General features: G+C 38.4%; 20 protein-coding genes and 4 tRNA genes. 14 read left to right on the plus strand and 10 right to left on the minus strand.

The window, feature by feature from the left end:
- The 3 genes from AC1M85_RS04840 to AC1M85_RS04850 all read left to right on the plus strand — a co-directional run bounded on the left by AC1M85_RS04840 (position 1) and on the right by AC1M85_RS04850 (position 3,913).
- Positions 1-1,011, plus strand: coding sequence for an ABC transporter permease (locus AC1M85_RS04840; RefSeq protein ID WP_488213653.1), 1,011 nt, complete (start codon positions 1-3; stop codon positions 1,009-1,011).
- A complete protein-coding gene (locus AC1M85_RS04845; RefSeq protein WP_488213654.1) occupies positions 989-2,566 on the plus strand; it encodes a dipeptide ABC transporter ATP-binding protein in 1,578 nt (525 codons plus the stop codon). Before AC1M85_RS04840 ends, AC1M85_RS04845 begins: the two co-directional genes overlap by 23 nt.
- A 102-nt stretch (positions 2,567-2,668) precedes the next feature.
- Positions 2,669-3,913 (plus strand): NADH:flavin oxidoreductase/NADH oxidase family protein, encoded by a 1,245-nt coding sequence (locus tag AC1M85_RS04850; RefSeq protein WP_481588950.1) that lies wholly within the window; start codon positions 2,669-2,671, stop codon positions 3,911-3,913.
- A gap of 59 nt (positions 3,914-3,972) precedes the next feature.
- Here the strand turns inward: AC1M85_RS04850 and AC1M85_RS04855 are convergent, their stop codons facing one another.
- The 6 genes from AC1M85_RS04855 to AC1M85_RS04880 form a co-directional block, all read right to left on the minus strand.
- Complete coding sequence (locus tag AC1M85_RS04855) at positions 3,973-5,376, minus strand: iron-containing redox enzyme family protein (protein ID WP_488213655.1); 1,404 nt, start codon at positions 5,374-5,376, stop codon at positions 3,973-3,975.
- 156 nt (positions 5,377-5,532) lie between these two features.
- Positions 5,533-5,608 (minus strand) — tRNA-Glu (locus AC1M85_RS04860).
- A gap of 45 nt (positions 5,609-5,653) precedes the next feature.
- Positions 5,654-5,729 (minus strand) — tRNA-Glu (locus tag AC1M85_RS04865).
- 24 nt (positions 5,730-5,753) lie between these two features.
- Positions 5,754-5,829, minus strand: a tRNA-Glu gene (locus AC1M85_RS04870).
- A gap of 213 nt (positions 5,830-6,042) precedes the next feature.
- Positions 6,043-7,455, minus strand: coding sequence for an amino acid permease (locus tag AC1M85_RS04875; RefSeq protein ID WP_035266846.1), 1,413 nt, complete (start codon positions 7,453-7,455; stop codon positions 6,043-6,045).
- A 108-nt stretch (positions 7,456-7,563) separates the two neighbouring features.
- A tRNA-Glu gene (locus AC1M85_RS04880) sits at positions 7,564-7,639 on the minus strand.
- Positions 7,640-7,894: 255 nt separating this feature from the next.
- On the opposite strand from AC1M85_RS04880, the gene AC1M85_RS04885 reads away from it, so the two are divergent.
- Together AC1M85_RS04885 and AC1M85_RS04890 are read left to right on the plus strand one after the other, a co-directional pair.
- Positions 7,895-8,377: a YaiI/YqxD family protein gene (locus AC1M85_RS04885; RefSeq protein ID WP_155756969.1), complete on the plus strand. Its 483-nt coding sequence runs from the start codon at positions 7,895-7,897 to the stop codon at positions 8,375-8,377.
- A 23-nt stretch (positions 8,378-8,400) separates the two neighbouring features.
- Complete coding sequence (locus AC1M85_RS04890) at positions 8,401-9,309, plus strand: DMT family transporter (protein ID WP_481588953.1); 909 nt, start codon at positions 8,401-8,403, stop codon at positions 9,307-9,309.
- Between the two features lie 9 nt (positions 9,310-9,318).
- Here AC1M85_RS04890 and AC1M85_RS04895 read toward each other — a convergent pair whose 3' ends face one another.
- Positions 9,319-9,894, minus strand: a complete 576-nt coding sequence (locus AC1M85_RS04895; protein ID WP_488213656.1) for a PilZ domain-containing protein — start codon at positions 9,892-9,894, stop codon at positions 9,319-9,321.
- A gap of 23 nt (positions 9,895-9,917) precedes the next feature.
- Between AC1M85_RS04895 and AC1M85_RS04900 the strand changes: the two genes are divergently transcribed.
- The 3 genes from AC1M85_RS04900 (at position 9,918) to AC1M85_RS04910 (ending at position 14,395) form a co-directional block, all read left to right on the plus strand.
- Positions 9,918-11,153 (plus strand): lipoprotein-releasing ABC transporter permease subunit, encoded by a 1,236-nt coding sequence (locus tag AC1M85_RS04900; RefSeq protein WP_035266853.1) that lies wholly within the window; start codon positions 9,918-9,920, stop codon positions 11,151-11,153.
- The gene (gene lolD / locus AC1M85_RS04905; RefSeq protein WP_035266856.1) at positions 11,146-11,823 is read left to right on the plus strand and encodes a lipoprotein-releasing ABC transporter ATP-binding protein LolD; all 678 of its coding nucleotides are present in this window, start codon (positions 11,146-11,148) and stop codon (positions 11,821-11,823) included. Before AC1M85_RS04900 ends, lolD begins: the two co-directional genes overlap by 8 nt.
- A gap of 82 nt (positions 11,824-11,905) precedes the next feature.
- Positions 11,906-14,395 (plus strand): DNA internalization-related competence protein ComEC/Rec2, encoded by a 2,490-nt coding sequence (locus AC1M85_RS04910; protein WP_488213657.1) that lies wholly within the window; start codon positions 11,906-11,908, stop codon positions 14,393-14,395.
- Here AC1M85_RS04910 and AC1M85_RS04915 read toward each other — a convergent pair.
- Positions 14,392-15,327 carry a lysophospholipid acyltransferase family protein gene (locus tag AC1M85_RS04915; RefSeq protein ID WP_035266859.1) on the minus strand — a complete coding sequence of 312 codons (936 nt, stop codon included), beginning with the start codon at positions 15,325-15,327 and terminating at the stop codon, positions 14,392-14,394. The two genes, AC1M85_RS04910 and AC1M85_RS04915, sit on opposite strands and share 4 nt — an antisense overlap.
- Positions 15,328-15,458: 131 nt before the next feature.
- Between AC1M85_RS04915 and sppA the strand changes: the two genes are divergently transcribed.
- Positions 15,459-16,472 (plus strand): signal peptide peptidase SppA, encoded by a 1,014-nt coding sequence (gene sppA / locus AC1M85_RS04920; protein ID WP_488213658.1) that lies wholly within the window; start codon positions 15,459-15,461, stop codon positions 16,470-16,472.
- On the plus strand, positions 16,469-17,278 hold the full coding sequence (locus tag AC1M85_RS04925) for an alpha/beta fold hydrolase (protein ID WP_481588958.1): 810 nt from the start codon (positions 16,469-16,471) through the stop codon (positions 17,276-17,278). The genes sppA and AC1M85_RS04925 overlap by 4 nt, the downstream gene beginning before the upstream one ends.
- 15 nt (positions 17,279-17,293) lie before the next feature.
- Here the strand turns inward: AC1M85_RS04925 and purN are convergent, their stop codons facing one another.
- Both purN and purM read right to left on the minus strand, forming a co-directional pair.
- Positions 17,294-17,923 carry a phosphoribosylglycinamide formyltransferase gene (gene purN, locus AC1M85_RS04930; protein WP_092766790.1) on the minus strand — a complete coding sequence of 210 codons (630 nt, stop codon included), beginning with the start codon at positions 17,921-17,923 and terminating at the stop codon, positions 17,294-17,296.
- An 18-nt stretch (positions 17,924-17,941) separates the two neighbouring features.
- Positions 17,942-19,012: a phosphoribosylformylglycinamidine cyclo-ligase gene (gene purM / locus AC1M85_RS04935; RefSeq protein WP_481586445.1), complete on the minus strand. Its 1,071-nt coding sequence runs from the start codon at positions 19,010-19,012 to the stop codon at positions 17,942-17,944.
- 135 nt (positions 19,013-19,147) lie between these two features.
- On the opposite strand from purM, the gene cxpE reads away from it, so the two are divergent.
- The 4 genes from cxpE (at position 19,148) to AC1M85_RS04955 (ending at position 25,488) form a co-directional block, all read left to right on the plus strand.
- A complete protein-coding gene (gene cxpE / locus AC1M85_RS04940; RefSeq protein ID WP_092766788.1) occupies positions 19,148-20,371 on the plus strand; it encodes a chloramphenicol efflux transporter CxpE in 1,224 nt (407 codons plus the stop codon).
- A 15-nt stretch (positions 20,372-20,386) separates the two neighbouring features.
- Positions 20,387-21,094, plus strand: a complete 708-nt coding sequence (gene hda, locus AC1M85_RS04945; RefSeq protein ID WP_035266869.1) for a DnaA regulatory inactivator Hda — start codon at positions 20,387-20,389, stop codon at positions 21,092-21,094.
- A gap of 179 nt (positions 21,095-21,273) precedes the next feature.
- A complete protein-coding gene (gene rbtA, locus AC1M85_RS04950) occupies positions 21,274-23,064 on the plus strand; it encodes a rhombotarget A (RefSeq protein WP_488213659.1) in 1,791 nt (596 codons plus the stop codon).
- A 12-nt stretch (positions 23,065-23,076) separates the two neighbouring features.
- Complete coding sequence (locus tag AC1M85_RS04955) at positions 23,077-25,488, plus strand: CSLREA domain-containing protein (protein ID WP_488213660.1); 2,412 nt, start codon at positions 23,077-23,079, stop codon at positions 25,486-25,488.
- Positions 25,489-25,547: the final 59 nt, after the last annotated feature.

Below are 25,547 nucleotides of genomic sequence, written 5' to 3' on the forward strand. Positions count from 1 at the left end.
ATGTCTCCACTTTTCGATCAACGAGTTTCAAAATTTAAGTCACATCGACTCGGATACTTCAGCTTCATTTTATTTATCGCGATCTTTATTTTATCCTTGGGGGCAGAGTTTATTGCCAACGAAAAACCAATACTTATTTATTATAAAGAAGAAATTTATTTCCCAATTTTTAAGCCTTATCCTGAAACAACATTCGGTGGTGTCTTTGAGACTGAGTCTGATTATAAAGATCCAGCTGTTCAAGAATTGATTAATGAGCATGGATGGCAGATTTGGCCTATCATCCCATTTTCATATCAAACACCTAATTATGAATTGGCAGAAGCTGTACCATCTCCACCGACCTCCGTGAATTGGTTAGGCACAGATGATCAAGGTCGTGATGTCTTGGCAAGATTAATATATGGTATTCGTATCTCTTTGCTGTTCGGCATTGCACTTACTATTGGATCTGCATTCATAGGAATTACCATTGGTGCTGTCCAAGGCTACTTTGGCGGTTGGTTGGATCTGATCGGTCAAAGGCTGTTAGAGGTGTGGGGTGGTCTACCAATGTTATTTATTGTGATGATCTTAGTGAGCATGTTTACACCAAGCGTATATTGGCTGTTTTTAATTATGCTGATGTTTGGTTGGACTGCGTTAGTTGGTCTTGTTCGTGCAGAGTTTCTGAAAGCCAGAAATTTGGATTATGTGCGAGCTGCGAGATCACTCGGTGCTACAGATAGTCAAATTATTATCAAACATATTTTACCCAATGCTATAAGTTCGTCACTCTCACAGCTTCCTTTCATTCTTACCGCTAATATTACCGCACTTACAGCATTAGATTTTCTGGGCTATGGTTTGCCACCTGATACAGCTTCAATTGGTGAAATTTTATTGCAGGGTAAGAATAATCTATCAGCACCGTGGTTGGTTTTATCTGGATTTTTTAGTCTAGCAGTTGTGTTATCTATTCTTATTTATATTGGAGAGGCTGCTCGAGATGCATTTGATCCAAGAGGCTAAACCAATACTTGAAGTCAACAAGCTCAATATACAGTTGAATGAACAAAAAATCTTAACTGATTTGTCTTTTAAGCTAAATGCGGGTGAGACAGTAGCCATTGTTGGTGAAAGTGGTTCAGGAAAATCTTTAGCTTGTCTAAGTCTTCTAGGTCTTCAAGATCGCGCTCTAGACTTAAGTGGTGAAATCATATTTCAAAATGAAGATCTGCGTCTAAAACACGAAGATCAGTTGCGCTTAATACGTGGCAATAAGATCGCGATGATATTTCAAGAGCCAATGACAGCGCTTAATCCATTACATACAGTTGAAAAAATTATTTCAGAACCATTATGGTCGAAGGGGCTTAAGAAGAAAGACATTCGAAAAAAAATAGAAGAAGTGCTTTGTGATGTAGGGTTGGGGAACTCATCAGACATCCTCAAGCGATATCCACATCAGTTGTCTGGTGGGCAGCGTCAAAGGGTGATGATCGCAACAGCTCTGATTTCGGAACCTGAAATTTTAATTGCAGATGAACCAACAACAGCCCTTGATGTATCACTACAGAAGCAAATTTTAAATTTAATTAAAGACCAAGCGCATCAAAAAAATTTGGCCTTAGTTTTGGTTAGTCATGATTTAAGGTTGGTGCAACAATATGCTGATCAGGTATTGGTTTTGTCTAAAGGTGTCACAGTTGAACAGGGTGATCTCTCTCAAATATTCCTGCAGCCTTGCCATGAATATACTCGAATGCTCCTTAATCAGCAGTTTGATTCGATTTCACCTATCAGTGAACAGGCGAAAGAACTTTTAAATACTGAACATCTTCGAGTGCAGTATCCACCTAAGCTGAATTTTCTGAATGTATTTAAAACTCAATTTATAGCGGTGGAAGATTTATGTTTTCAGCTTAAACAAGGAGAGTCGCTTGGTATTGTAGGTGAAAGTGGATCTGGAAAGACCAGTGCTGCACTCGCGCTTGCACGACTCATAGAGTCAACAGGTACCATTGAATTAAATCGTATCAATCTCAATCAGTTGTCTGACAAGCAACTTAGAGCGCATCGAAAAGATTTTCAAATCGTTTTTCAAGATCCTTTTTCGAGTCTCAATCCAAGAATGGATGTTTTGTCATTATTAACTGAAGGGTTAAGATTAAAAAAATTGAGAAAGAGTGAAAAATTAAATCTCGCGATTCAAGTCCTTGAAGAGGTTAATCTCACAAAAGAATTTCTTGATCGTTATCCTCATCAAATGTCGGGTGGACAGCGACAAAGAGTATCGCTGGCCAGAGCACTTATTCTGAAACCTCAATTACTCATTCTGGATGAGCCAACATCTGCATTAGATCGCAATACACAAATAAAATTGGTGAAATTACTTCAAGATATACAGCAGAGAACAGGGATCAGTTACATCTTTATTAGTCATGATCTGAAAATTGTGAAAGCGTTATGCCATCGAGTTATGGTGATGAAAGATGCAAAAGTTATAGAAATTCAAGAGACAGAACGTTTATTCCGTGCACCGATTCATGCTTATACGCAACATCTTATACAAAGTAGTTTATAAAAGTTATTTGACAAGAAGGATTGTCAATTCTAGACTGAAATTCAGGGAAGTCACGCCTAATTGGTTTTAGGTTTAGATAAGCACAAAATTGAGAACTTCAAGATGAGTAAAATTGCTGAGCCGATTCAAATTCGCAATACAACTTTCAAAAATCGCATTATTAAAGGCGCAATGAGTGAAGCTCTAGCGAATGCTGCTGGTGAACCAAATCATTTGCACACAGGCTTGTATGAAGCTTGGGCAAGAGGTGGTTTAGGGTGTTCAATCACAGGAAATGTGATGGTTGATCTACGTGCGAAGAATGAGCCTGGTGTCGTCGTGGTCGAAAATGAACGAGATTTACCTAAATTAAAGGCATGGGCTGACCTAGGTAAACGTTATGGTATGGTCCAGCTTGTTCAATTGTCTCATCCGGGCAGACAGTGTCCTAAAGGCTTAAATAAAGAAACTGTTGCACCGTCTGCTGTTCCATTTAGTGCTATGTTGGCTACTACCTTTGCTACTCCACGGGCTCTCGAGCATGAGGAAATCCTAGATCTAATCCAAAGATTTGCAACCTCTGCAGCGATTTGCGAAAAAGCGGGCTTTGAAGGTGTTCAATTACACGGTGCTCATGGATATTTAATCAGTGAATTTCTATCGCCACTGACCAATAAGCGTAATGATCAATGGGGTGGAAGCATTGAAAATCGTATGCGTTTCTTATTAGAAATTTATAAAGCTGTTCGAGCTGCAACATCCGAGAATTTTATCGTTTCAGTGAAATTGAATTCCGCAGATTTTCAACGTGGTGGAATTACTGAAGAAGAAGTGATTCAAGTATTTAAAGCTATTGATGATGCAGGTATCGATTTAATTGAAATTTCAGGTGGTACGTATGAAGCGCCCGCAATGGCAGGTGCTAAAGCTGAACAGCGTAAAGCAAGTACCATTGCACGTGAGGCTTACTTTTTAGATTTCGCAGAGAAAATACGTAAAGAAGTAAAATGCAGACTGATGGTTACAGGTGGATTCAGAACCGTTAAAGGGATGAATGATGCTTTAGAAAGTGGTGCATGTGACTTTATTGGAATTGCACGCCCGCTCGCTGTAGAAACGGATTTAACTGATCGTTTGATTGCAGGACACGATGTTAGATATGCAGTAAAACCAATTAAAACAGGGATTCCATTTATTGATAAAATGGCAATTATGGAAATTATTTGGTATGCGGCACAATTCAAAGCGATTGGTGAGGGTAATCAACCTAATCCAAAACTTTCACCTTTAAAAGTTTTTCTGAATTATGCAAAAGGAAATGTGAAGGCTATCATTCAAGGTAAAGTTAATTCAAGAAAATCTGCATAGTGTGAATCAATATATATAAGGAGCCTTCATGGCTCCTTATTTTATGCTGCGACTTAGAACTAAAGCGCAAGCGTTTGAAAAGGGAAAAGTATCTTAGAAACTTCTTGGGTTGCCCATAATCCGATCGCTCGTGGATGATAGTAAGGTGAGAGATATGGAATTAATAATGCTAGTTTATCGTTTGTATGATCTAATGAATCACATTGATGTTTGATCTGTTCAAGTTCATGTTGATTATTGTATTTTGAGAGCCAGTTTTGATCTCCTGTTAGAGGCATTCTTTTTAAACGAATAGTTAATGATTCCCCTTGAATCCAGTCTTTGATCAGCATTTTCTCAGTTGCATTAAATACACCAAACATTTTGCCATCACTATCGTGAATAAGTTTCCAAAAACGACTTTCTTCGACAGGTCTGTTTTTAATAATCCATTGTTTATCAATTAAGATTTGAACAAATTCAGATATTAATTGAGGTTGAGCGAGCCACTCATTAATAGACTTGCCACTGAATTGACATTTTTGGTTATGGATATGTTGACCGACAACTGCTTTTCTTTGCAGAAGTTGATAAATGCTTTTAGTCAGATCAATTTCTTGAATGATATTCGTCGAGCTCAAGCCAAGATCATTCATTTGGAAGCCCATTTTCACCAGTTCAAGATATTTTGATTTATCTTGAGCTTGATGATAATGATCAATAAATGCCTGTATTGATTTTTCAGCATGTCCATTGTGTGCATTATCAATCGTAATATGAACATTAAAATAATGAGGATCAATTCCAAGTTCTGCTAATTCATAATTGGTAATTAACAGGTGTAGTGGTAATTGTTCATAACCCAAGTTAAATCCAATTACTATTGGAAATAAATCATGTGGTACATATGCGAGAGCAAGTTGAACAGCGGCTTGTTCGAAATAAATATCATCTAAATAATTAATGTATGGTTCAAGCTCGAAATGTCGCAGTAAGTTTTGATACATGCAAACATGATTTGCTTTAGCATCTCCCAAGCCAAGTTCTTCTAAGTAGATATAGCTTAGATCTTTGCTTTCAAACAGAGAGGGGTGCGTAAGAGATGAATATAGCCATGAGCCATCTACATACTTAACTGGAGCAACTTTATATAAAAATTCTAAAGCATGAGAGATGGTTGGAAAGTAGTCACGCCCAAGGCCTGATTTTCGTTGATCTAGATAACTTTGAAATTTAGAACAAGTTTGATCATGTTCGTGTTGTATATGTTGCCTAACTTGGTCTACCTGATCAATCCACGATAAATGAGTCGTATTGAGTTGATCGAATAGTGAAAGAACATAGGTTTCAGCATATTCTGTTTTACATTCACGATTCACTTTAGGGTCTAAAAAAAACTCAACCCAGTCTTTATTTGTTTTAGGACTAATTGTATTTAATTGTGATGGGGATGCTAGGGGATTAAGTACGGTGTTGTCCAACATCATCTTCTCCAAGCGTTATTTAGGGTTTAAACCACCATAACCTGCAAAGATGATAATGTTGTTTATTTTGTGTTCGATTTTTAGGGTGACTAAGTTATAAAAAAAGCCCAAGTCTTAAATGCTTGGGCTTTTTTATGAGATGTATCATCTCGAATATGGCGTCCCTACGGGGATTCGAACCCCGGTTACCGCCGTGAAAGGGCGATGTCCTAGGCCTCTAGACGATAGGGACAGTGCAGAAATATATTTTAAACCATGTTATTTCAATTGAAATTAATGGCGTCCCTACGGGGATTCGAACCCCGGTTACCGCCGTGAAAGGGCGATGTCCTAGGCCTCTAGACGATAGGGACTTAATAAAATCTACTTCTGAAAATTGGCGTCCCTACGGGGATTCGAACCCCGGTTACCGCCGTGAAAGGGCGATGTCCTAGGCCTCTAGACGATAGGGACGTTTCAGAGGTGGGCGTATAATAGGGTGAAAATAGGGGGGTGTCAAACGCATTTCAGCAAAAAAATTAAAAAAATGGTGTGTTCGTATGAAAATAAAACAATATTGAATTTAAAGGCTAAATTTAGATCAAATCTCCAAGAAATATTAGAAAAGCATTGGAAAAATAGGAACTGTCTAAGTAAAAAATAGCGACCGAAGTCGCTATTTCAAAATCAAGATTTATCGTGATAAAACAGGTAATAACTGGCATAGCATACAGCAATGAACGCTAAGCACCCGAAAAAGCTAATACGCATACTTGGATCAAATACCATACTTAAGCATGTGATAAAACAGAACACAAAACCTAAGATTGGGACAATTGGAAATAATGGAGCAGCAAAGCCCAGCTCTTCTTTTTTGCGCCCTTGCTTATACCAATCGCGTCTGAAATTAAATTGGCTTAAACAAATACTCATCCACACAACGACCATTGTAAACGCAGCAATACCTAATAAATTGGTAAAAATAGTCTCAGGTGCGAATTGTTCTGACAATAAGCCTGGTAACCCACCGATCATTGTCACGATCACTGCAACATAGGGGATACCACGTGCATTCACTCTAGAAAATACTGCAGGGAGCTGCTTTTTGTAAGATAAAGACCACATCATGCGTGACGCAGCAAACAAACCAGAGTTAGCAGCTGATAATAAAGCGGTAATAATTACAAAACGGATGATATCTTCTGCATAGGGAATACCAATATGCTGGAAAACAGTCACAAATGGAGAGCTACTCACACCTTCAGCAGCTAAGCCAGCTTCTTGATGTGGAAGAAGTGACGTTACTACAATGATTGTACCTACGAAGAAAATCAACAGACGAAAAATCGCTGTATTAATCGCTTTAGGAACATTTTTAGCTGGGTCTTTAGTTTCACCAGCAGCAACCCCAATTAATTCTGTTCCAGAGAATGCGAAGTTTACGATAAGCATCGTAGCAAAAATTGGGAATAGACCTTCAGGGAACCAACCTTGAGCAGTTAAATTGCTAAATAAAGGCGCCGTTTCGTAACCTTGATAGCCAATTACGCCAAAAATTGCGAGTAGGCCTAAGAGAATAAATGCAACAACAGTAATAACTTTAACTAATGCCAGCCAAAATTCAGATTCTGCGAACCATTTTGTGGAAATCATATTTAAAACAAATACGAATACACCAAAGACTATAGTCCACATCCACATGGAACTATCTGGGAACCATTCCTGCATGAGGAGGGCGGCGGCTGTAAACTCAGTTCCTAAAGTAACCGACCAAGTTAACCAATATAACCAAGTGATGGTATAGCCTGTTCCTGGTCCAATATATCTTTTGGCATAAGCACCAAACGAACCAGACTCAGGCATATGAACGGCAAGCTCACCTAAACACAGCATAACCATGTAGGCGATAATCCCGCCAAGGATATAAGAAATAATGGCACCTACAGGCCCCGTTTGTGCAATGACTTCACCCGAACCTAAGAAAAGTCCAGTACCGATTGCGCCGCCAAGCGAAATCATAACCAGATGTCGAGTACTCATAGCGCGTTGTAAAGGCGCAGAATTGCCCTGATGCGAAGCATCATTCGGAGATGAGTGCATAGGATTGAAAATTCGAAACATATGAAGCGAGTTATTGTAGTGAAAAACTACAATTCTTCAATGAAATAATAGTAATTTTGAATATTGAGTGATCGTATGAAACGATAATGGCGTCCCTACGGGGATTCGAACCCCGGTTACCGCCGTGAAAGGGCGATGTCCTAGGCCTCTAGACGATAGGGACGTTGCGAGGTGCTTGTATATTAAGGATAGACATATCAATTGTCAAAAGCTTCGTATCAAAAAAAGTTTTAATCGTTCATACATTAAGCACAAACAAACAATTAGTTTTAATTTTGATTAAACTGACAACAATAAGGTTTTTCATGTATTTGAATAATATGGAGAGAAGGTCCTCACTATAAAAAAACGATCCGCTTTATATTCATCATATCAAACCAGCCATCTGTAAAATTTGATAAGATGACGTGGTAAGACAATGAAGGAAAGAGGCGTGTTGCCATTTAAACTCTGGGTCGATGCTGATGCATTACCTAAAATTTTGCGTGAAGTCATTTTAAGAGCTTCTGATCGTTATCAACTCGAAGTAACTTTTGTCGCCAATCAAAATGTAGGAATAACTCCTTCCGTTCGTATTAATTCAATACAGGTGATGAGTGGAGCAGATCAAGCTGATAAAGAAATTATCGAACGTATGAAAGAGCATGATATTGTCATGACGCAGGATATTCCTCTAGCAGCTCAAGTCATCGAAAAGGGTGGCGTTGCAATTCATCCACGTGGTGAAATTTGGACAGAAGCTAATATTAAGGCACGATTACATTTGCGTGATTTCATGGAAACTTTGAGAGGGGCTGGGGTTCAAACCGGTGGACCACCGCCAATTTCAGAAAGAGATAAGCGTGAATTTTCAAGTGCTTTGGATCAAACGATTCAAAAACAAAAAAGAAAAACTGCCTGATTTATCTTATCAATCGAGTTCACATGCCAGAAAAATCTAAACTTATGCTCATTTATGCCTTATTGGTCATCATCTGGGCAACAACTCCACTTGCGATTGTGTGGAGTGTAGAAGATATTTATTTAATGTGGGCATTGGTGATTCGATTAGGCTTGGCACTGCCTATCGCGGCATTGCTTCTCATTGTTTTAAAGGTGAAATTTCCATTAAATTCAATTGCATTGCATAGTTATTTTGCTGGTTCATTTAGCTTGATTGGTTCGCAATTTTTTACTTATGTAGCTACTGATTATCTAAGTTCTGGCATGATTGCACTGATGTTTGGATTAGCACCAATTATGGCAGGGCTTATTGGAAAATTTATCTTTCAACAAGATTTGCATAAGCTGCAATGGTTAGGAATGATCGTCGCGATTACTGGGCTCGTAGTGATCAGTTTTACTGGATCATCACAACATATCCATCCCATTGGAATTGGTTTAATGTTGCTTAGCGTTTTTTCATACGCAATGTCAATTTTTTGGGTAAAAAAAATAAATGCTGATGTAGCACCGATGGCACAGGCGACAGGTTCAATACTGGTTTCTACCTTTGTTGCATGTTTAATTGTGCCATTTATATGGAAATATTTACCTACTGAATTACCTTCAATGAAGTCATTACTTGCGATCATATATTCTGTTGTTATGGCTTCATTAGTGGCTATGTTTTGTTATTTCTATTTGGTCAAAAAAATCCAACCGACGACATTGTCACTGACAAATGTAATGACTCCAGTTCTAGCACTTGGTGTAGGCGCTGCATTTAATCATGAGAAATTAACGCTAGGTATGATACTGGGAGCAATGATCCTACTTCTGGGATTGTTTATGTATTTTTATCGGGATATAGAAGCGAATCAGAAATTTAAACAAAAAGTATTAAAGCCTTAAGTTGGATGCTCAGCAATTCTGTGAGTTTTTTAAATGCTTCAAGGCTTCTGTTAACTTTACTTTGTCTTGGGGATGTAACGTTAGAAAATATGCACCGGTTCTAAACAGCCCATTTTCTTCTTGATTGCTGTAGACAACTTGTGCAGTTGCAGCGATATGAAAATCGTTTTCAGGGTGACTCAATGTGATGTGTATATAGGTTTGTTCAGGGATATGTTGCTCAGCATAAAAACTAAAACCCGTTTCAGACAAATTGACTTGAGTAGGTACTGGTAACATGGTTTGTACAATAGAGTCGTAAAGTGAGCCCGTAATCAGGTTTAATTTTTGATTAAATAAGGATAATATCCGAGCAATTTGTTGATCTTTTTGATTTAATTGTTCTAATTCGTACATAAGCGCATGATCAAATTGATCTAATTCTGCAAGTAAGAGAAAATAGCGCGGTAGTACAAAATTTGAATCATAGGGATCATTCAAAGCGACATCTTTAGTGATGATCTGATAATTTATTCTTAAGGCAGCATCAATACGTGACATGACGCGTCTTTCAATATTGCCACTTTGATGCTGAAGATTTTCCATTAAAACACCTCGGACTAGATGGTATGTTTAAACCGATCTCGCTGTATATAGGGTTGAGATACACTCGCGCACGGCGAAGTAATCACTTTATTTCTTTTATTGCTTTAGTTTCCATGATCGGTCTGACTTTGGGCGTCGCTGTTCTCATTACTGTGTTATCTGTAATGAACGGTTTCGATCGTGAATTAAAAAACCGTGTCTTGGGAATGGTACCTCAAGCGACTGTTTCCTCTACACAAATTCTAACAGACTGGCCTGAGCTTGCAAAGAAAATAGACCAACATGAACATGTGACGGGTGTTGCACCTTTTACACAGTTGCAGGGGATGTTAACAGCCCAAGGACAGGTTGCAGGGATAATGGTCACGGGTATTGAGCCTGACTATGAAAAAAATGTATCTATTATTCAAAATCATATGGTTCAAGGCGACATCAACTCATTAAAGAAAGGTGAGTTCGGGATTGTTTTGGGCAAGCAGATGACGGATGCTTTAGGTTTAAGTCTCAATGACAATGTAACATTGGTATTACCTGAAGCGACACCATCACCCGCTGGCGTTGTTCCAAGATTTAAACGTTTTAAAATTGTCGGTATTTTTAGTATTGGTGCGGAAGTGGACTCGATGATGGGTTACATCGCGCTAAATGATGCTTCGACATTGTTGAGACTGCCGGATGGTGCACAAGGTATCCGTATGAAGCTAGATGATATCTTCAAAGCACCACAAGTCGCTGAAGAAGTTGTTATGGATTTACCAGGCAATTTCTATCCATCAAATTGGACTTATACGCACGGCAATCTCTTTAGTGCCATTCAGATGGAAAAAGCAATGGTTAGCCTTTTACTTTTCCTCATTGTCTTGGTTGCAGCATTTAATATTGTATCTTCATTGGTGATGGTGGTTACTGATAAAAAATCCGACATTGCTATTTTAAGAACCTTAGGTGCTTCACCAGCAACGATCACTAAGATTTTTATGGTACAGGGTACGGTGATTGGTGTTGTAGGAACACTGGCAGGAGCAGCACTAGGTATCATCTTTGCAACGAGCATCAGTGGATTTATTGGCTGGCTGAACACCGCTTTTGGACTAAATTTATTCGATGCATATTTCATTAACTATTTACCATCGTATCTACGTTGGCAAGATGTGGTGGTGATTGTTAGCTTATCACTAGCGCTAAGTTTCCTTGCAACAATTTATCCAGCGCTGCGTGCTGCTAAAGTTCAACCAGCAGAGGCTTTACGCTATGAGTAATATTGTCTTAGAAGCCAAAAATATTCATAAACATTTTACAGATGGTAAATCAACTGTTGAAGTGATTAAGGGATTGGATTTAGTTGTTGAGCAAGGACAATTTGTTTCAATTGTTGGATCAAGTGGTTCGGGTAAGAGTACGCTGTTACATGTATTAGGGGGGCTTGATCGTCCGTCCGAAGGTGTAGTGATGCTTAATGGGCAGCGTTTTGACACTTTAGGCGAAGCTGAACGCGGTTTCCTACGTAATGAACACCTCGGATTTGTGTATCAATTTCACCATTTACTTCCTGAGTTTACGGCTTTAGAAAATGTATCAATGCCGCTGATGTTACGTAAAGATGCAAATTTTAAAGAAGTAAAAGAACGTGCAGAATATTTGTTGAATAAAGTGGGTTTATCACATCGTTTAACGCATAAACCAGGTGAGTTATCTGGCGGTGAGCGACAACGCGTTGCGCTTGCACGAGCTTTAGTGGCTCAACCTAAATTGATGATGGCAGATGAGCCTACTGGAAATTTAGATCGTAAAACTGCCGTCACAATTTTTGAATTGCTTTCCGATCTGCGTAAAGAATTTAATATGGCAATGCTCATCGTGACCCATGATGAACAGCTCGCACAAACTGCTGATAAGATTTTGCATATGCAAGATGGATTGTGGGTATAGGCTCAAAATCCGATTAACAGTCTTGTTAAAGCCCACTTAGGTGGGCTTTAATCTATTTAAGAAAAATAAACATAAAAGTTAGATGTTTTTAATATTTATTCTCATCTTTTGGATCATTGGTGTTGCTACGATCAGCTTTCAGGTTGAAGCTGAATATTCAACTCTCTTGCTGGGTATGGCAAGTATCATTTTGATCATGGGTTACTTTTTACGATTAATAAGGCAACCTGATCGATTCATTTATCCTCACACCTCAAGTATTGTCCAGTCATCATCAAGAATGCTTGTGCTAACGGGAATTTGTCTGATCACATTTGTTTTGGGGCATCAACATGCAAAAACAGCCTTACACGATTGTTTAGATAAACGTGTTCAATATATTGAAGAAAAAGAAATAGTTGTTTATATCAATAAAATTAATCAGCTGAAAATGGATCAGGAAGGTCGATCAATACAGCAGCGTGCGCAAGTGATCGACAAGAAGCAAGGACAATCTCAAACGCTATTATTATATTTGCGAGAGTCAAAACTTGATACGACATTAGAACTTGGGCGCTATTATAAAGTTACGGGAAAATTAAGACCCGCACATAGTTATGCAGTAGATGGGGTCTTTGATCAAGAGAAATGGTTGTTGCAGCAAAATATAGCTGGAACAATGCGTGTAGATTGGATCGTACCTGTAAGTGAAGCGGTGTTATATTCTGAAGGTTATTTATCTTCAACCGATGTGCATCGGAGCCTTATCGCACGATTGAGCCTGAGCATTGAAAAAGCACGTTTAGCTTTTAGGGATGATATCGAACAGGGAGTATTCAGGAATAAGGGTTTGCTAGTCGCGTTACTCACAGGTGATAAGAGTCTACTGACGGAGCAACAAGAAGAATTATTTAAAAAACTAGGCATTACGCATTTATTGGCTATTTCAGGTCCACATGTTCTAATTTTTGCTGGCTTATTATCGTGGTTCATGGGGTATCTTGTATCAATTTTTCGTCCTCATATTTTTCTAAAAGTTCCCAAAACATATTTACTTTTAATCCCTTTCGTATGTGGGGTAATTATTTATAGTTTTTTTTCAGGGCTCGAAATTCCTGCACTAAGAACTACATTGTCAGTTTGTCTAATTAGTATCGCTATTTTATTCAAATTTAAGATTAAGCCTTTTGTGCTATTACTTATAAGTGCGAGCTTAATGCTCTATTTAGACCCTTTTAGTATTTTATCTGCTGCATTTTGGCTTTCTTACGGCGCATGTTTGATTTTGATTCGTGTATACCAAACGATCGCTCATGAACAGCAAAACACTGCTTTAATCAACAAATATCATTTTCTAGATAAAGCAAAAATGTATCTTAAAATACTTTTGCAATCCCAATGGAAAATATTTATTGCACTGATACCACCCACTTTACTGATATTTCAACAGATTTCTTTACTTGCGCCATTTGCTAATTTAGTTGCTGTTCCAATGATTGGGACCTTGATCGTGCCATTGGAAGTACTGGGCTATTGTCTTAGCTATATTCCTTTTGTTGGTCAATTTTTATTTCATCTGGCTGATGTATTGATATCGGTTCTTTTGGTGCTACTGACTAAGCTGGGAGCAATATTAGACAATCCATTGAAATGGGTAGCGTTAACGAAAGCACAAATGTTATTGCTCGTTTTGGCAGTATTCATGTTCTTTATGCCAAAGAATGTAATCCCTCGATTATGGATACCCGTATTAGGTGTGGCATTGCTGATGCCTAAACGTGATGATGGATACGATATCATTGAAATTTTGGACATAGGGCAGGGGCAGTCCATACTCTTACAGTCATCAGGGAAAACTGCTTTAGTTGATACAGGCGGGAGCTTTGATGAGAATACATTTAGTATCGGAGAAAATGTAGTTGTCCCTTTCTTAATTCAACGTGGCATATCAAAATTAGATCAAGTTTTTATCAGTCATCTTGATCAAGATCATGCTGGAGCATACCGCACTATTGGAAAACATATACAAATTGATCAAGTTATCTCAAATGAAAAAGATGATAGGTTTCAGTATGTTGAATTTGATTATTGTCGACAGCATCAACAGGTACAATTGGGTAAGATCAATATACAATTTCTTTCACCAGTTGAATCACAATTAAATTTTGTCAGTCAAAATCGTAATGAGCTTTCGTGCGTAATGTATCTGACATTACCCTATGCTAACGATTTTAAGCATATTCTGATTATGGGGGATGCAGGGTGGGAGACAGAGTATCGTATTTTAAAGCAGTATCCTGAACTTAGAGTAGATATTTTAATCTTAGGACACCATGGCAGTCGACATAGTTCATCTTACGACTTTTTAAAAAATACCAAACCTAAAATTGCCATTGCATCGGCTGGTTTTGATAACCGCTATAATCATCCACATCCTGTTGTCAAAGAGCGCTTAAAAGCGCTTAATATTCCGCTACTCGATACCCAATCGAAGGGCAGCATTCGAATGACCTTCGATAAAAACGGAGATGTACAATTTCGATATCATCGAGATCAAAAAGCATGGTTAACTCGGAATAACCCCATAGATTAACTTGCTTTTCTAACTTGTTCTATTTTTGCTCTGGCTTGTTCTGCAGGGATACGATAAATGTTATGTAGATCAGGATTTGCACGGAAACGTTTATAGCTCCAATGAGCATGTTCAGGATAACGATGAATCAGGCTTTCTATTGCACGGTGAATTACTAACGTTCCGTCAGCGGGAGTGCCTTCATAAATCGAAGCATCCATTGGTTCAATAAATACATCAAAATCTTCAGTTTCATTGCGAATTGCATAGACCAAAAGGCCTTTGGCTTTAGTTTTTTGGATGAGTTTGGCACTTAAATTACTGGACTCGAGTGGTATGCCAAAATAATCGATCATTTCACCACCGTGTTTAGGATTGTGATCTGGAAGAATCACAGTTGTCCCCCCTAATTTAAGGGCTTTAAAAATTTGTCTTATACCACTCTCATCTGTAGGGACTAAAGTTGCTTGTTCTCGACTACGAGCCTGGCGCACAAATTGATCTGCTTCTTCATTCTTGATGGGTTTATACATGATGGTCATCTTAGTATATTGTGCGAACCACGCATTCATGACTTCCCATGTACCAAAATGTGGTGCGAGTAAAATAATACCTTTCTTTTCAGCCATTGCTTCATGAAAATATTCAGCACCAGTGACATTGCGTATTCGTGAAATATTGGTTTCGTTTGAGCTTCCCCAAATACTAAAAAATTCCATATAAGATTGAAGTTCGTTTCTTACCGCTGCACGAGTCACTAAATGTTTTTCTTCATCAGAAAGATGCGGTAAGCAAATGTCGATATTGAGGCGGATGGTATTCGTAGTTTTTGTAATTTTTAGCGTATTAATCAGCCCTGCAAGCATTTTTGCAAAAAAACGAGAAAAACGAATCGGACGGCGACTGAAGAAATTTAACAGGCGGGTTGTGGTCGATGTTTTGGTTTCAGGCATTAGATTCAAAATTTGGTAAGTTCATAGAATATTGTGATTTGGGTTTATTATATGTTAAATCTTGACTTATAAATAGTTTGACCTCATTCCTTGTATATAATGTCAGCTTAAATTTAATTTGGATGGTATGTATGTCCGCTTGGCCGCCTGAACCACAAAATGAAAATCAAAAACCAAATAACCAACCGAACGGAAAAGAATGGCAAATTTTAGAAAAAGCTGTTCTCGCATCTGTAGAAGAACAGAGACGTGCAAGACGTTGGGGAATCTTTTTTAAATTTCTTACTTTCGCATATCTGTTGTTTATAGTTTTGGTCATGGGGAAAAGTTGTTCAACGACTTCCACTGATAGTGCGGTGTCATCACAGCATATTGCTACAGTCGATATTGTAGGAACGATTGCTGCAGACCAGCAAAGTGTGAATAGTGCAGATACGATCAAAGGTTTGAAAAAAGCATTTGAAAGCAAGCAATCGCAAGCTGTTGTTTTAAATATTAACTCTCCGGGTGGATCTCCAGTTCAGTCTGATGAAATTTGGCAAGAGATCCAATATTTAAAGTCGGTTTATAAAGATAAAAAACTTTATGCATTAATTGGTGACACAGGTGCTTCAGGTGCTTATTACATAGCGTCTGCAGCGGATGAAATTATTGTTAATCCATCAAGTTTAGTCGGCTCAATTGGCGTCATTATGCCAAACTATGGAGTGAGTGGTTTGATGCAAAAACTTGGCGTTGAAGATCGCACCATGACTTCAGGTGAGAACAAAGCATTATTGTCGATGACACAACCAGTTGATCCTGCACAACGTGCACACGTACAAGGTGTATTGGATAATGTTCATCAACATTTTATTGATGCAGTTAAAAAAGGTCGTGGCAATAAATTGAAATCGCAAGATCCTGCTATATTTTCAGGTTTGTTTTGGACTGGTGAGCAGGCTGTGAAGCTCGGTATCGCAGATCGGATTGGCAGTATTCACACACTGAAACGCGAATTAAAAGTCGAAAAAACGGTAGATTATACTATTCAACGTAGCCCCTTTGATTCTGTGCTTGGGCGACTTGGAAGTGAATTTGGTCAAGGTTTTGCTTCTTCAATTTCCAAGCAGATTCAATCTGAGCAGGTGAATCGAATCCAATGAAACCATTGATCCATTTTGCTCATGCCAACGGGGTTCCATCGAAAGTTTATCAAAAATTTTTTGATGCTTTGTCTGATCAATTCGATGTGATTTATACGACCAATCTTGGTGTTGATCAACGTTATCCTGTAGATCAACACTGGGAAAGTATGACACAGCAAGTGATTGATAATATTGTTCAGAAATCCCATGGTCGTAAAGTGATTGGTATCGGGCACTCCTTAGGAGGAGTTTTGACGTTCAAAGCTGCTTTGAAATGCCCAGAACTTTTTAGTCAAACTATTCTTCTCGATCCACCTCTTATTATGGGGCTAGAATCATTTGCTATGCATATTGCAAAGTCTTTGAAGTTAAAAGCAGTGGATCAAATGTCACCAGCGGCATTGTCTAAACGTCGACGTGATCATTGGGATAGTCGAGAGCAAGCTGCAACATTACTTCGACCAAAAGCCCTATATGCAGCATTTGATGAGCAATGTTTTAATGACTATATTCAATTTGCATTAGTTGAAGATCCAACGCGTGGCGGCGTTGAGTTGGCGATTCCAAAATCTATTGAAGTGGATATTTTTAGAACCAATCCTTCATTATGGTGGCTGCCTCAACCTAAGCTCAAAGTTCCAAGTCAATTAATTGTTGCTTCTGAAGGTCCATTCTTAGCACGTAAATTCCCTCATAAAGTGAGGAAAAAGTTTGGTGTGCCTTTTAGTATTTTTGAAGGTGGACACATGTTCCCACTTGAACATCCTGAGCAATTGGCTGCGCATTTAAAAACTATTTTGACGCCACTAAAAAACGCAGCCTAAGCTGCGTTTTTTAAATCAAATATGACAGAACTGTATTGGATCTTTCAAAATTTGATTTTTATAGTGCACGCCTTCGGATGTGACTTGAATGGTTTGATTACAAATCCATTCTACAACTTGAGGATAAATTAAATGTTCAAGTTGATGTACACGATCAGCTAAAGATGCAACATTATCATGGTGCGACACTTTGAGTACGCCTTGAGCAAGTGCTTGACCTGCATCTAGTTCTGCAGTGACATAATGTACTGTACATCCATGCCATAAATCACCAGTATTTAATACACGTTGATGTGTATGCATTCCTTTGTAATTTGGTAGTAGAGAAGGGTGGATATTGATCATTTTACCCTCCCATGCTTTAACGAACTTAGCACTTAAAATACGCATAAAGCCCGCTAAAACTACAAGATCAGCTTCCCAGTCGAGCAGTTGCTGATGCATAACATCATCAAACGTTTCACGGTCTGGGAAGTTTTTGTGTTCAATCACTGCAGTTGCAATGTTGGCATGAGTAGCACGCTCAAGTGCGTAAGCATCAGGTTTATTTGAGATCACACCGACAATTTGACCTGAAAGGTTTGCATCAATTAATGCTTGTAGGTTTGATCCGTTACCTGATACTAAAACAGCAATTTTAATCATGTTTTAACAATAAACTGATTAAGCGAAGATCACACGAATTTTTTCGTCTGCACCTTCGACAGATTCAGCATTGTCAACAATGTGGCCCATTGTCCATGCTTTTTCACCGAGTTGATTTAAGAATTCAACTGTTTTATCAGCTTCAGCAGCATCAACAACTAGAACCATACCTACGCCACAGTTGAATGTGCGGTACATTTCAAATTGTTCTACACCACCTTCACGTTGAAGAAGTTTGAACAGCTCAGGCCATTCCCAAGAAGATTCGTTTACTACAGCTTGGGCACCATTTGGTAATACGCGAGGTAAGTTACCTGGTAAACCGCCACCTGTGATGTGTGCCATCGCGTGAACATCAACCTGTTTGAGAAGCTCTAAAATAGGTTTAACGTAGATACGAGTTGGCTCCATTGCAACATCAGCAAGTGGACGACCATCAACAATTTGAGTTAAATCAACATTTTTTACATCTAAAATTTTACGAAGAAGAGAGTAGCCGTTAGAGTGTGCGCCGCTTGAAGCAACACCAACTAATACATCACCAGCTTTAACTTTAGAGCCATCAATAATTTTACTTTGTTCTACAACACCTACACAGAAACCAGCTAAATCGTAATCTTCACCTTCATACATGCCTGGCATTTCAGCAGTTTCACCACCGACCAACGCACATCCAGCAAGTTCACAACCTTGACCGATACCTGTCACTACATTTGCTGCGACATCAACATTGAGGTGACCAGTTGCGTAATAATCAAGGAAGAAGAGTGGTTCAGCACCACAGACAAGTAAATCGTTCACACACATTGCAACCAAATCCTGACCAATTGTGTCATGACGGTTTAAATTCAATGCTAAACGTAATTTTGTACCAACACCGTCTGTGCCAGATACGAGAACAGGTTCTTCATAACCTTTAGGAATTTTACAAAGTGCACCGAAGCCACCAAGACCGCCCATTACTTCAGGACGAGTCGTGCGTTTAGCGACAGATTTGATACGATCGACTAACGCGTCGCCCGCCTCAATGTCGACACCTGCATCTTTGTAGCTTAAACCAGTGTTTGGGGTAGAAGTTGAGTTGCTCATATTGAAGTCTCCGCATTCGCGCGGGGATTATAACCCGAATATACGAAACTCTTATGTTATTTATGCACTAAAATGTTATCTTTACTAAAATATTTTCCTTTACATAACGAATAATCTTAAAAAAGGCGAGTTTCTATGGTAGATCGTACCCTACGCCGTGTTTTTATCCTTGCAGGGATAGCTTTATTTCTCTGGATTTTATACTTATTAAAACCGGTCGTAATCCCATTTATTGGTGCATTTTTAATAGCTTATCTTTTCAGTCCATTGGTTGATCGATTGCATAAGATAGGTTTACCTCGTTGGTTGTCTATCAGTTTGGTATTTATTGGTATTGGTGTCGTGATCACATGGGCAATGTGGTATTTGGTTCCATTAATTTGGGAACAGCTGATGTATGCTAAATCTAGTATCCCGAAAGTAGTTCATTGGGTAAATTTTAGCTTCTTACCGTGGTTATCAGATACTTTCAATATAGTGCCACTAGAATTAGATGTAGATCAGATTTCAGCAGCTGTTATGGAGTATGTTCAAACCAATTATAGTGCTGACAGTATCCAAGCGATGGCACTCAAATTGGCACAATCTGGTCTGAATTTTATTCAGATTGGTGGGACAATTGTACTGATTCCAATTATTGCATTTTATTTCCTCTTAGATTGGGATCGAATGCTCAATAGTTTGCGTCGACTCATTCCACGTCCTTATGAAGCTTCAACGCTTGAAATCGTAGGTGAATGCCATAGCGTACTAGGTGCATTTGTAAAAGGACAATTCCTCGTGATGATCCTTTTGGGGATTGTTTATGCTGTTGGTTTACAACTGATTGGTCTGGAAGTTGGTTTGATTATTGGCATGATTGCAGGCTTGGCAAGTATCATCCCATATTTAGGATTTGCAGTAGGAATTATTGCTGCTGTGATCGCAACTTTCTTCCAATTTGGTATGGATTGGACTCAACTCCTTTTAGTTGCAGTGGTGTTCATGGTAGGGCAAGCTGTTGAAGGTTATGTGCTTCAGCCATTCTTATTGGGAGATAAAATTGGTCTTTCTCCAGTAGCGGTCGTATTCGCTGTATTGGCTGGTGCACAATTGGCTGGTTTCTTGGGTATGTTGATTGCATTACCTGTTGCAGCTGTAATCGTGGTACTGCTCCGACATGCACGTGACACTTATGAAAGGAGTACAATTTATGGTACGCCACCTGTTGCCGTAGCTGATCATGGTGGTGGTGAAATTACAATCCAAACCGATCAGGTTGATATTGAGCTTGATCTCAAACCACAATCAATCAATAATCAACAAGATATTGCAACATCTGAAAAAATCGATGTGCAGAAACAAAATAAAGAACCTTAAGGTGACCAAGCATTTATGCGGCAACTGCAACTTGATATAGAACCTCAACTTGATGCACGGATCAGTGATTTTTCCGGCCCAGGTTGGGGACCCGTCATTGATGCAGTTCGCCAACTTCATGCTGGATTAATGAATCGATTTTACCTTTATGGCGGTGCGGGCACAGGTAAGAGTCACTTATTAACTGCGATATGTGACTCATATCTAGATGTTGGGAAATCTGCAATTAAAGTTTCATTGCTAGAATTGCTCGATGCTCCAATTGAGGCGATTACTTCATTGGATCGCTATGATTTGGTCGCTCTAGACGATATTGAAGCGATTAGTGGTGTACCGCATTGGCAAAAGGCGGTATTTCATTTAATAAATAATAATAATGATGGTGGAGGACAACTAGTCTTTTCATCTAGATCTGCGCCAATTGAATTGAAACTTGAATTACCAGATCTTCAGTCGAGATTAACTCAAGCGGTGAGTGTTAAAGTGCCAACAGGTCAATCCTACGCTGACCGCTATGCCTTATTACATTCTGTGTTAGATCGTAAAGGTGTGCATTTTGATCCTTTAATTATTGATTATCTGCTGACCAATGGCCCGATACAGACCAGTACCTTATTACAAACGGTTGATCAATTATCAAAGTTACTACAGGGTGAAAAAGTTAAGCTATCCAACGCAACCCTTAAGCAAATCTACGCGCTCATCGATCAGTATAGTGCTTAAATGCTTTTTAAATGTTATTCAAAACTCAAAATGTAGACTTTATCTGAACTCGGCAATTTTTTACTTAAAAATAATTGAGAATTCTAAAAATTTGTGACAGATTAGTCAAAATGGACAAATAGCGCTACATAATTAAAGTTCGCTACTTAAAAAAATAAAGAAAAATTAAGGAGATGGTAATGCTCAGACGGGGCTTAGGTCTTGTATTGTTGTGTGCAACAGGGCATGTATTCAGTGCAGATATTGTGGTTACGACCACTGAAGATATCACCAAAAATGATGATCAATGTTCGTTGCGTGAAGCAATTGAATATATTAATCAGGGTAAACCTGAAGCAGGTCTCAATGGCTGTGGTGGTAAAGATGCCACAGATAATATTATCTTATCTACGAAAGAATATCTCCTAAACGAGCAAGTTCGCATCTCTAAACCGATGGTTTTTAGAACGCAGTATGAAACTACCATTGTTGACGATATTCCTGGTACAAAAAATGCCGTCATAGCAATGAAGGGTACTGATAGAATTTTCCATATTGAGCGAATTCGTCCTAAAGCTGATAATGAAATTAGAGATGCTGCAATTGGTGTGGAATTTTACGAAATTACCTTGCAAGGTTGTACTGCATCTGTATGCAAAGACAAAGGTGGGTTAATTCTCAATTATGAACGGCTAAAATTTGATAAAAGCCATCTTATCAATGGCAAAGCAAATTTTGGTGGTGCGATTTATAATGTTGAATCATTTATTGAATCCGAAACTAGCAAAATTCGTTCCGCGCGAGTGAATCTAGTTAATTCGTTACTGGAAAACAATCAAGCACAACAAGGTGCTGTTTTGTATAGTGAATTTCCTGATTTTGACATTGGTGCTTCTGTTATTAAAGGTAATAAAACAACAGATTCAGAAGGTTTCGCAATTTATAGCCATAAAGTGTTGAGTGAAGATGAAACTAAGGTGACCAATCTCAATTATGCCAAAGTGATCAATTCAACAATTTTTAATAATAAGGGCTATATTATCAATGTGAAGGATGGTATTGCGCTTAATAACAATACGCTGGTCTTTAATGATTTTGGCTTGATTTTTAATGCGCCGTTTAAGAAGGCATTGCTTACTAACAATATAATTGCAAAAAATGGCAATCTAGACTGTCGTGTAGAGACTGCAATAGATCAATCAAATTTAAACAATAATTTATATGGTTTTGGTTGTGAGGGCACAGCTTCAGAACAACTGGGCGAGCGCACATTATTAGCTGGGACTGATGTAGAAGGTGAATGTGATGTTAATTCATCTGGCATTTTATGTCCGTTCAAAGTCTATTCTGGCTATGCTTTAGGATATTTCCGCCCGAGAGTGTTGCCTAGTTATCGACAATTAACAGATTCTCCGATCATTAATCGTGGACCAGATTTAAATGGTACATCATGTGAAACAGTTGATCAGCGTGGCAACGCACGTAAGGATCGTATTTTGTGTGATCGAGGCGCAATCGAACTTATTCAGTCAAGTACGTCTTCAGGCAGATTTGGCAAGGATATCTTTTACGGAGAAATTGTTAAGTTAAATATTAATGATTTTCTAGGAGATGGTGAGCTAATACCTGCTAGTCAATGTGATGCCTTAGTCGGACCTCATCCCAAAAAAGAAGAATGGCAAGCGGGCTGTATGATCATCCAACAAAATAATTCTCCAAGTAAAGGTAAAGCAGAACTACTCCAAAATGGGGAGTTTACTTATACGCCTCAAGGGAATTGGCACGGAACTGATGATTTTAAAGTTTTGGTCGTTGTATCTACACGTCAATTGAATGAGTCAATGAATCCTTATATCGAAATTCCAACTGTCATTAAACAAGACCCCAGAGATACTTATACAAGCGATAAAGTAAAAACTTCTGGTGGGGGGCTAGGTCTAATCTCCGTATTAGGTCTGATGACTTTAATCGCGATACGTAGAAAAAAATAATAAGGGAATCGTATGTTGAAAAGTAGAAAAGCTTTTTTGACCTTAGCAGTCCTTTCTGCAATGTCCTTGATGGCTGCTGAAGATACAATAATTTATGTCACTACCTTTGATGATGAAGACGGTACTAATGATGCAAAGTGTTCACTCAGAGAAGCGTTGACGGCTGCTTCGACTAATCGAGCTTATGGAGGTTGTGCTAAAGGTAATACGGATCGAGTACAAACTGACATTATTCAGCTTGAAGCTGGTACCTATAGCTTGAATGCAGAGCTTCAGCCAACTTCTTCAGTGATTATTAGGGGTAAAGAGCCTGTCGATTATTCCAAACCGAATGTCATTTCAAATAGTTATCCTGCGCAAACTAAAATTCAAACTATAATTAATGGTCAAAATACACATCGAATTTTTAATACGACCAATCTAAATCGACCGAGTTTGAGTTTAAGAAATATAGAGCTGAGAAATGGTAAATCATCTACCAACGGTGGCGCTTTGCTATTGGGAGGCGAGACTGATTTATATAATGTAAATATCACTAGCTCTTCTGCATTAAGAGGTGGAGCGATATTTTTGAATGACAGTGATAGCTCTTTAAGTTATTCGGTCGGGTGGGTGAGTGGTAATACAGCTCAACAAGGCGCTGTTATAGCGATGTCTTGTTTGGATAATCTTGTGTTCACACGTCGTAAGATTGATTTATCCCGTATGTCTATTACCGAAAATGGAAATACAGCTTCAAACAGTTTATTCTCATTTTGTGGTGAACCTACAACTCAATTGCAAGCAAATACAATATCTTCCAATGTATTAAATACTACACAAGGTCAAATTTTTCAATTTAGTGATCGTTTAACAGATGGGGGTCAAATAAATTTGAGTCCCAATTCTATTTTGAAGCTCGATAGTAATACGATTATCGCGAATACCGCGCGATCTGTGCTTTGGTATGGAAATACAGGTGCAAAAGCCTTAAATCATAATGTGATAGGTTTTAATCAGGCTAAAGCCTGTATATATAGTCACGGTGATGTGAGCCAAGTTGAGTCAGCAGGTATTGAATTATTGGCAAATGCTATTCCACTGAGTAATCCATCTATAGACTGTGATCTACCAGCAAAAGCGTCAGAAAATGCACAAAAAAATAGTCTTGATGTTAGTCAATTGAGTATCAATGATCTGTTTTCAACATCGTTACCAGTTAATGATGAGAATACTAACTTTCATCCTGTCTTTTTTCCGAAGATTAATTCTAGTGGTACAGATTTAGTTGATTTTGGTACTGATGGTTGTTCGCTGCTTGATCAACGAGGTATTAATCGGATTGGATTGGACTCGCTCAACAGTTTAGATGCGACTCCCAATACTTGCGATATTGGTGCGATAGAAACATTAAAGTTGACTGTTTCCAATTTAAGTAAAGCAAATGAATCACTGGTTCAGATAAAGCAATCAACTGAGAATAGAATTAAAGCATTCGAAGAAGCTATTGCCGATCCTGAAACCAAAGAAGAAGTGATTGATTATTATAATAAGGAGCTCACCGATCAAAAAGCATTTTTGAATGAGTTAAATAATCTTAATCAATATCGTCCAATTTTGTTCGATCCATTTAAATTGAATTTACCGGATGAATTTGTTTCTCCTGATGGTAAGGTCCGAAAAATTGAGCATCTTAATGTTGATAATTATGATGTCAAAGTTGAGGTTGTGGGAGTTGGGAAATTAGATATCGATAAAACATTCTTAGGTAAGTTTGATGATCGGTTGAAATGTGAGTGGAAACCGCAGCTTAAGCAGATAGTGATGTATAGAACAGATGGTCGCATAACACCGAGTGGAGACTCTGAATTCTGTACATATACGCTTACTTCAAAAAGCGACAGTAAAAAAACATCAAGTGCATATTTAATTGGTAATTTTATCAATATCGTGCCAACTGTTCCTGAACGTGTGGAATATACAATCAATCCAAAAAAATCGACTCAAATCAGTGTAAATTTACTGGCTGAAGCGAGTGATGCTGGTGATGGCAACAGAAATGCAATCAATCCTCCAAATAAAAAGGAGTTTTACCATAATGCTAATGGGGATGAGGTATCAATTTATTTTGCAAGAGTACCGAATCCCGTTTCAATTATCGCAGATCGGGTAGAGCCATGTGCTAATGACCGTTTTAAAAAGTGCTATGGTGGAAACATTCGAGTTCAGTTGAACAATAATTTGGATGTCTTTTCCTATGATCTTAAGTACTCAGTATTGGACGCAGACGGCGCTTCATCAGGTGAGGGAACATTAGCTGTTCTAAATACGGAAACAGGGCCTGTAAGTTCTCGTACGAGTGGAGGGGGTAGCCTAGGTGGGTTTGGGCTTTTAGGACTCATTGGTTTAAGTTGGCTTAGAATGAGAAAATCTAAACCTCATTAATAAAAAAGCCAGCATTTGCTGGCTTTTTTTTGTGTTTGATTTTGTGTAATATTTTGCAA

This window comes from Acinetobacter sp. 24-47-64, from assembly GCF_057737055.1.

What these genes read in the sequence shown, in the direction of transcription:
- AC1M85_RS04840 (WP_488213653.1), top strand. Translation starts at nt 1, where the DNA reads ATGTCTCCACTTTTCGATCAACGAGTTTCAAAATTTAAGTCACATCGA.
- AC1M85_RS04845 (WP_488213654.1), top strand. Translation starts at nt 989, where the DNA reads ATGCATTTGATCCAAGAGGCTAAACCAATACTTGAAGTCAACAAGCTC.
- AC1M85_RS04850 (WP_481588950.1), top strand. Translation starts at nt 2,669, where the DNA reads ATGAGTAAAATTGCTGAGCCGATTCAAATTCGCAATACAACTTTCAAA.
- AC1M85_RS04855 (WP_488213655.1), bottom strand. Translation starts at nt 5,376, where the DNA reads ATGTTGGACAACACCGTACTTAATCCCCTAGCATCCCCATCACAATTA.
- AC1M85_RS04875 (WP_035266846.1), bottom strand. Translation starts at nt 7,455, where the DNA reads ATGCACTCATCTCCGAATGATGCTTCGCATCAGGGCAATTCTGCGCCT.
- AC1M85_RS04885 (WP_155756969.1), top strand. Translation starts at nt 7,895, where the DNA reads ATGAAGGAAAGAGGCGTGTTGCCATTTAAACTCTGGGTCGATGCTGAT.
- AC1M85_RS04890 (WP_481588953.1), top strand. Translation starts at nt 8,401, where the DNA reads ATGCCAGAAAAATCTAAACTTATGCTCATTTATGCCTTATTGGTCATC.
- AC1M85_RS04895 (WP_488213656.1), bottom strand. Translation starts at nt 9,894, where the DNA reads ATGGAAAATCTTCAGCATCAAAGTGGCAATATTGAAAGACGCGTCATG.
- AC1M85_RS04900 (WP_035266853.1), top strand. Translation starts at nt 9,918, where the DNA reads ATGTTTAAACCGATCTCGCTGTATATAGGGTTGAGATACACTCGCGCA.
- lolD (WP_035266856.1), top strand. Translation starts at nt 11,146, where the DNA reads ATGAGTAATATTGTCTTAGAAGCCAAAAATATTCATAAACATTTTACA.
- AC1M85_RS04910 (WP_488213657.1), top strand. Translation starts at nt 11,906, where the DNA reads ATGTTTTTAATATTTATTCTCATCTTTTGGATCATTGGTGTTGCTACG.
- AC1M85_RS04915 (WP_035266859.1), bottom strand. Translation starts at nt 15,327, where the DNA reads ATGCCTGAAACCAAAACATCGACCACAACCCGCCTGTTAAATTTCTTC.
- sppA (WP_488213658.1), top strand. Translation starts at nt 15,459, where the DNA reads ATGTCCGCTTGGCCGCCTGAACCACAAAATGAAAATCAAAAACCAAAT.
- AC1M85_RS04925 (WP_481588958.1), top strand. Translation starts at nt 16,469, where the DNA reads ATGAAACCATTGATCCATTTTGCTCATGCCAACGGGGTTCCATCGAAA.
- purN (WP_092766790.1), bottom strand. Translation starts at nt 17,923, where the DNA reads ATGATTAAAATTGCTGTTTTAGTATCAGGTAACGGATCAAACCTACAA.
- purM (WP_481586445.1), bottom strand. Translation starts at nt 19,012, where the DNA reads ATGAGCAACTCAACTTCTACCCCAAACACTGGTTTAAGCTACAAAGAT.
- cxpE (WP_092766788.1), top strand. Translation starts at nt 19,148, where the DNA reads ATGGTAGATCGTACCCTACGCCGTGTTTTTATCCTTGCAGGGATAGCT.
- hda (WP_035266869.1), top strand. Translation starts at nt 20,387, where the DNA reads ATGCGGCAACTGCAACTTGATATAGAACCTCAACTTGATGCACGGATC.
- rbtA (WP_488213659.1), top strand. Translation starts at nt 21,274, where the DNA reads ATGCTCAGACGGGGCTTAGGTCTTGTATTGTTGTGTGCAACAGGGCAT.
- AC1M85_RS04955 (WP_488213660.1), top strand. Translation starts at nt 23,077, where the DNA reads ATGTTGAAAAGTAGAAAAGCTTTTTTGACCTTAGCAGTCCTTTCTGCA.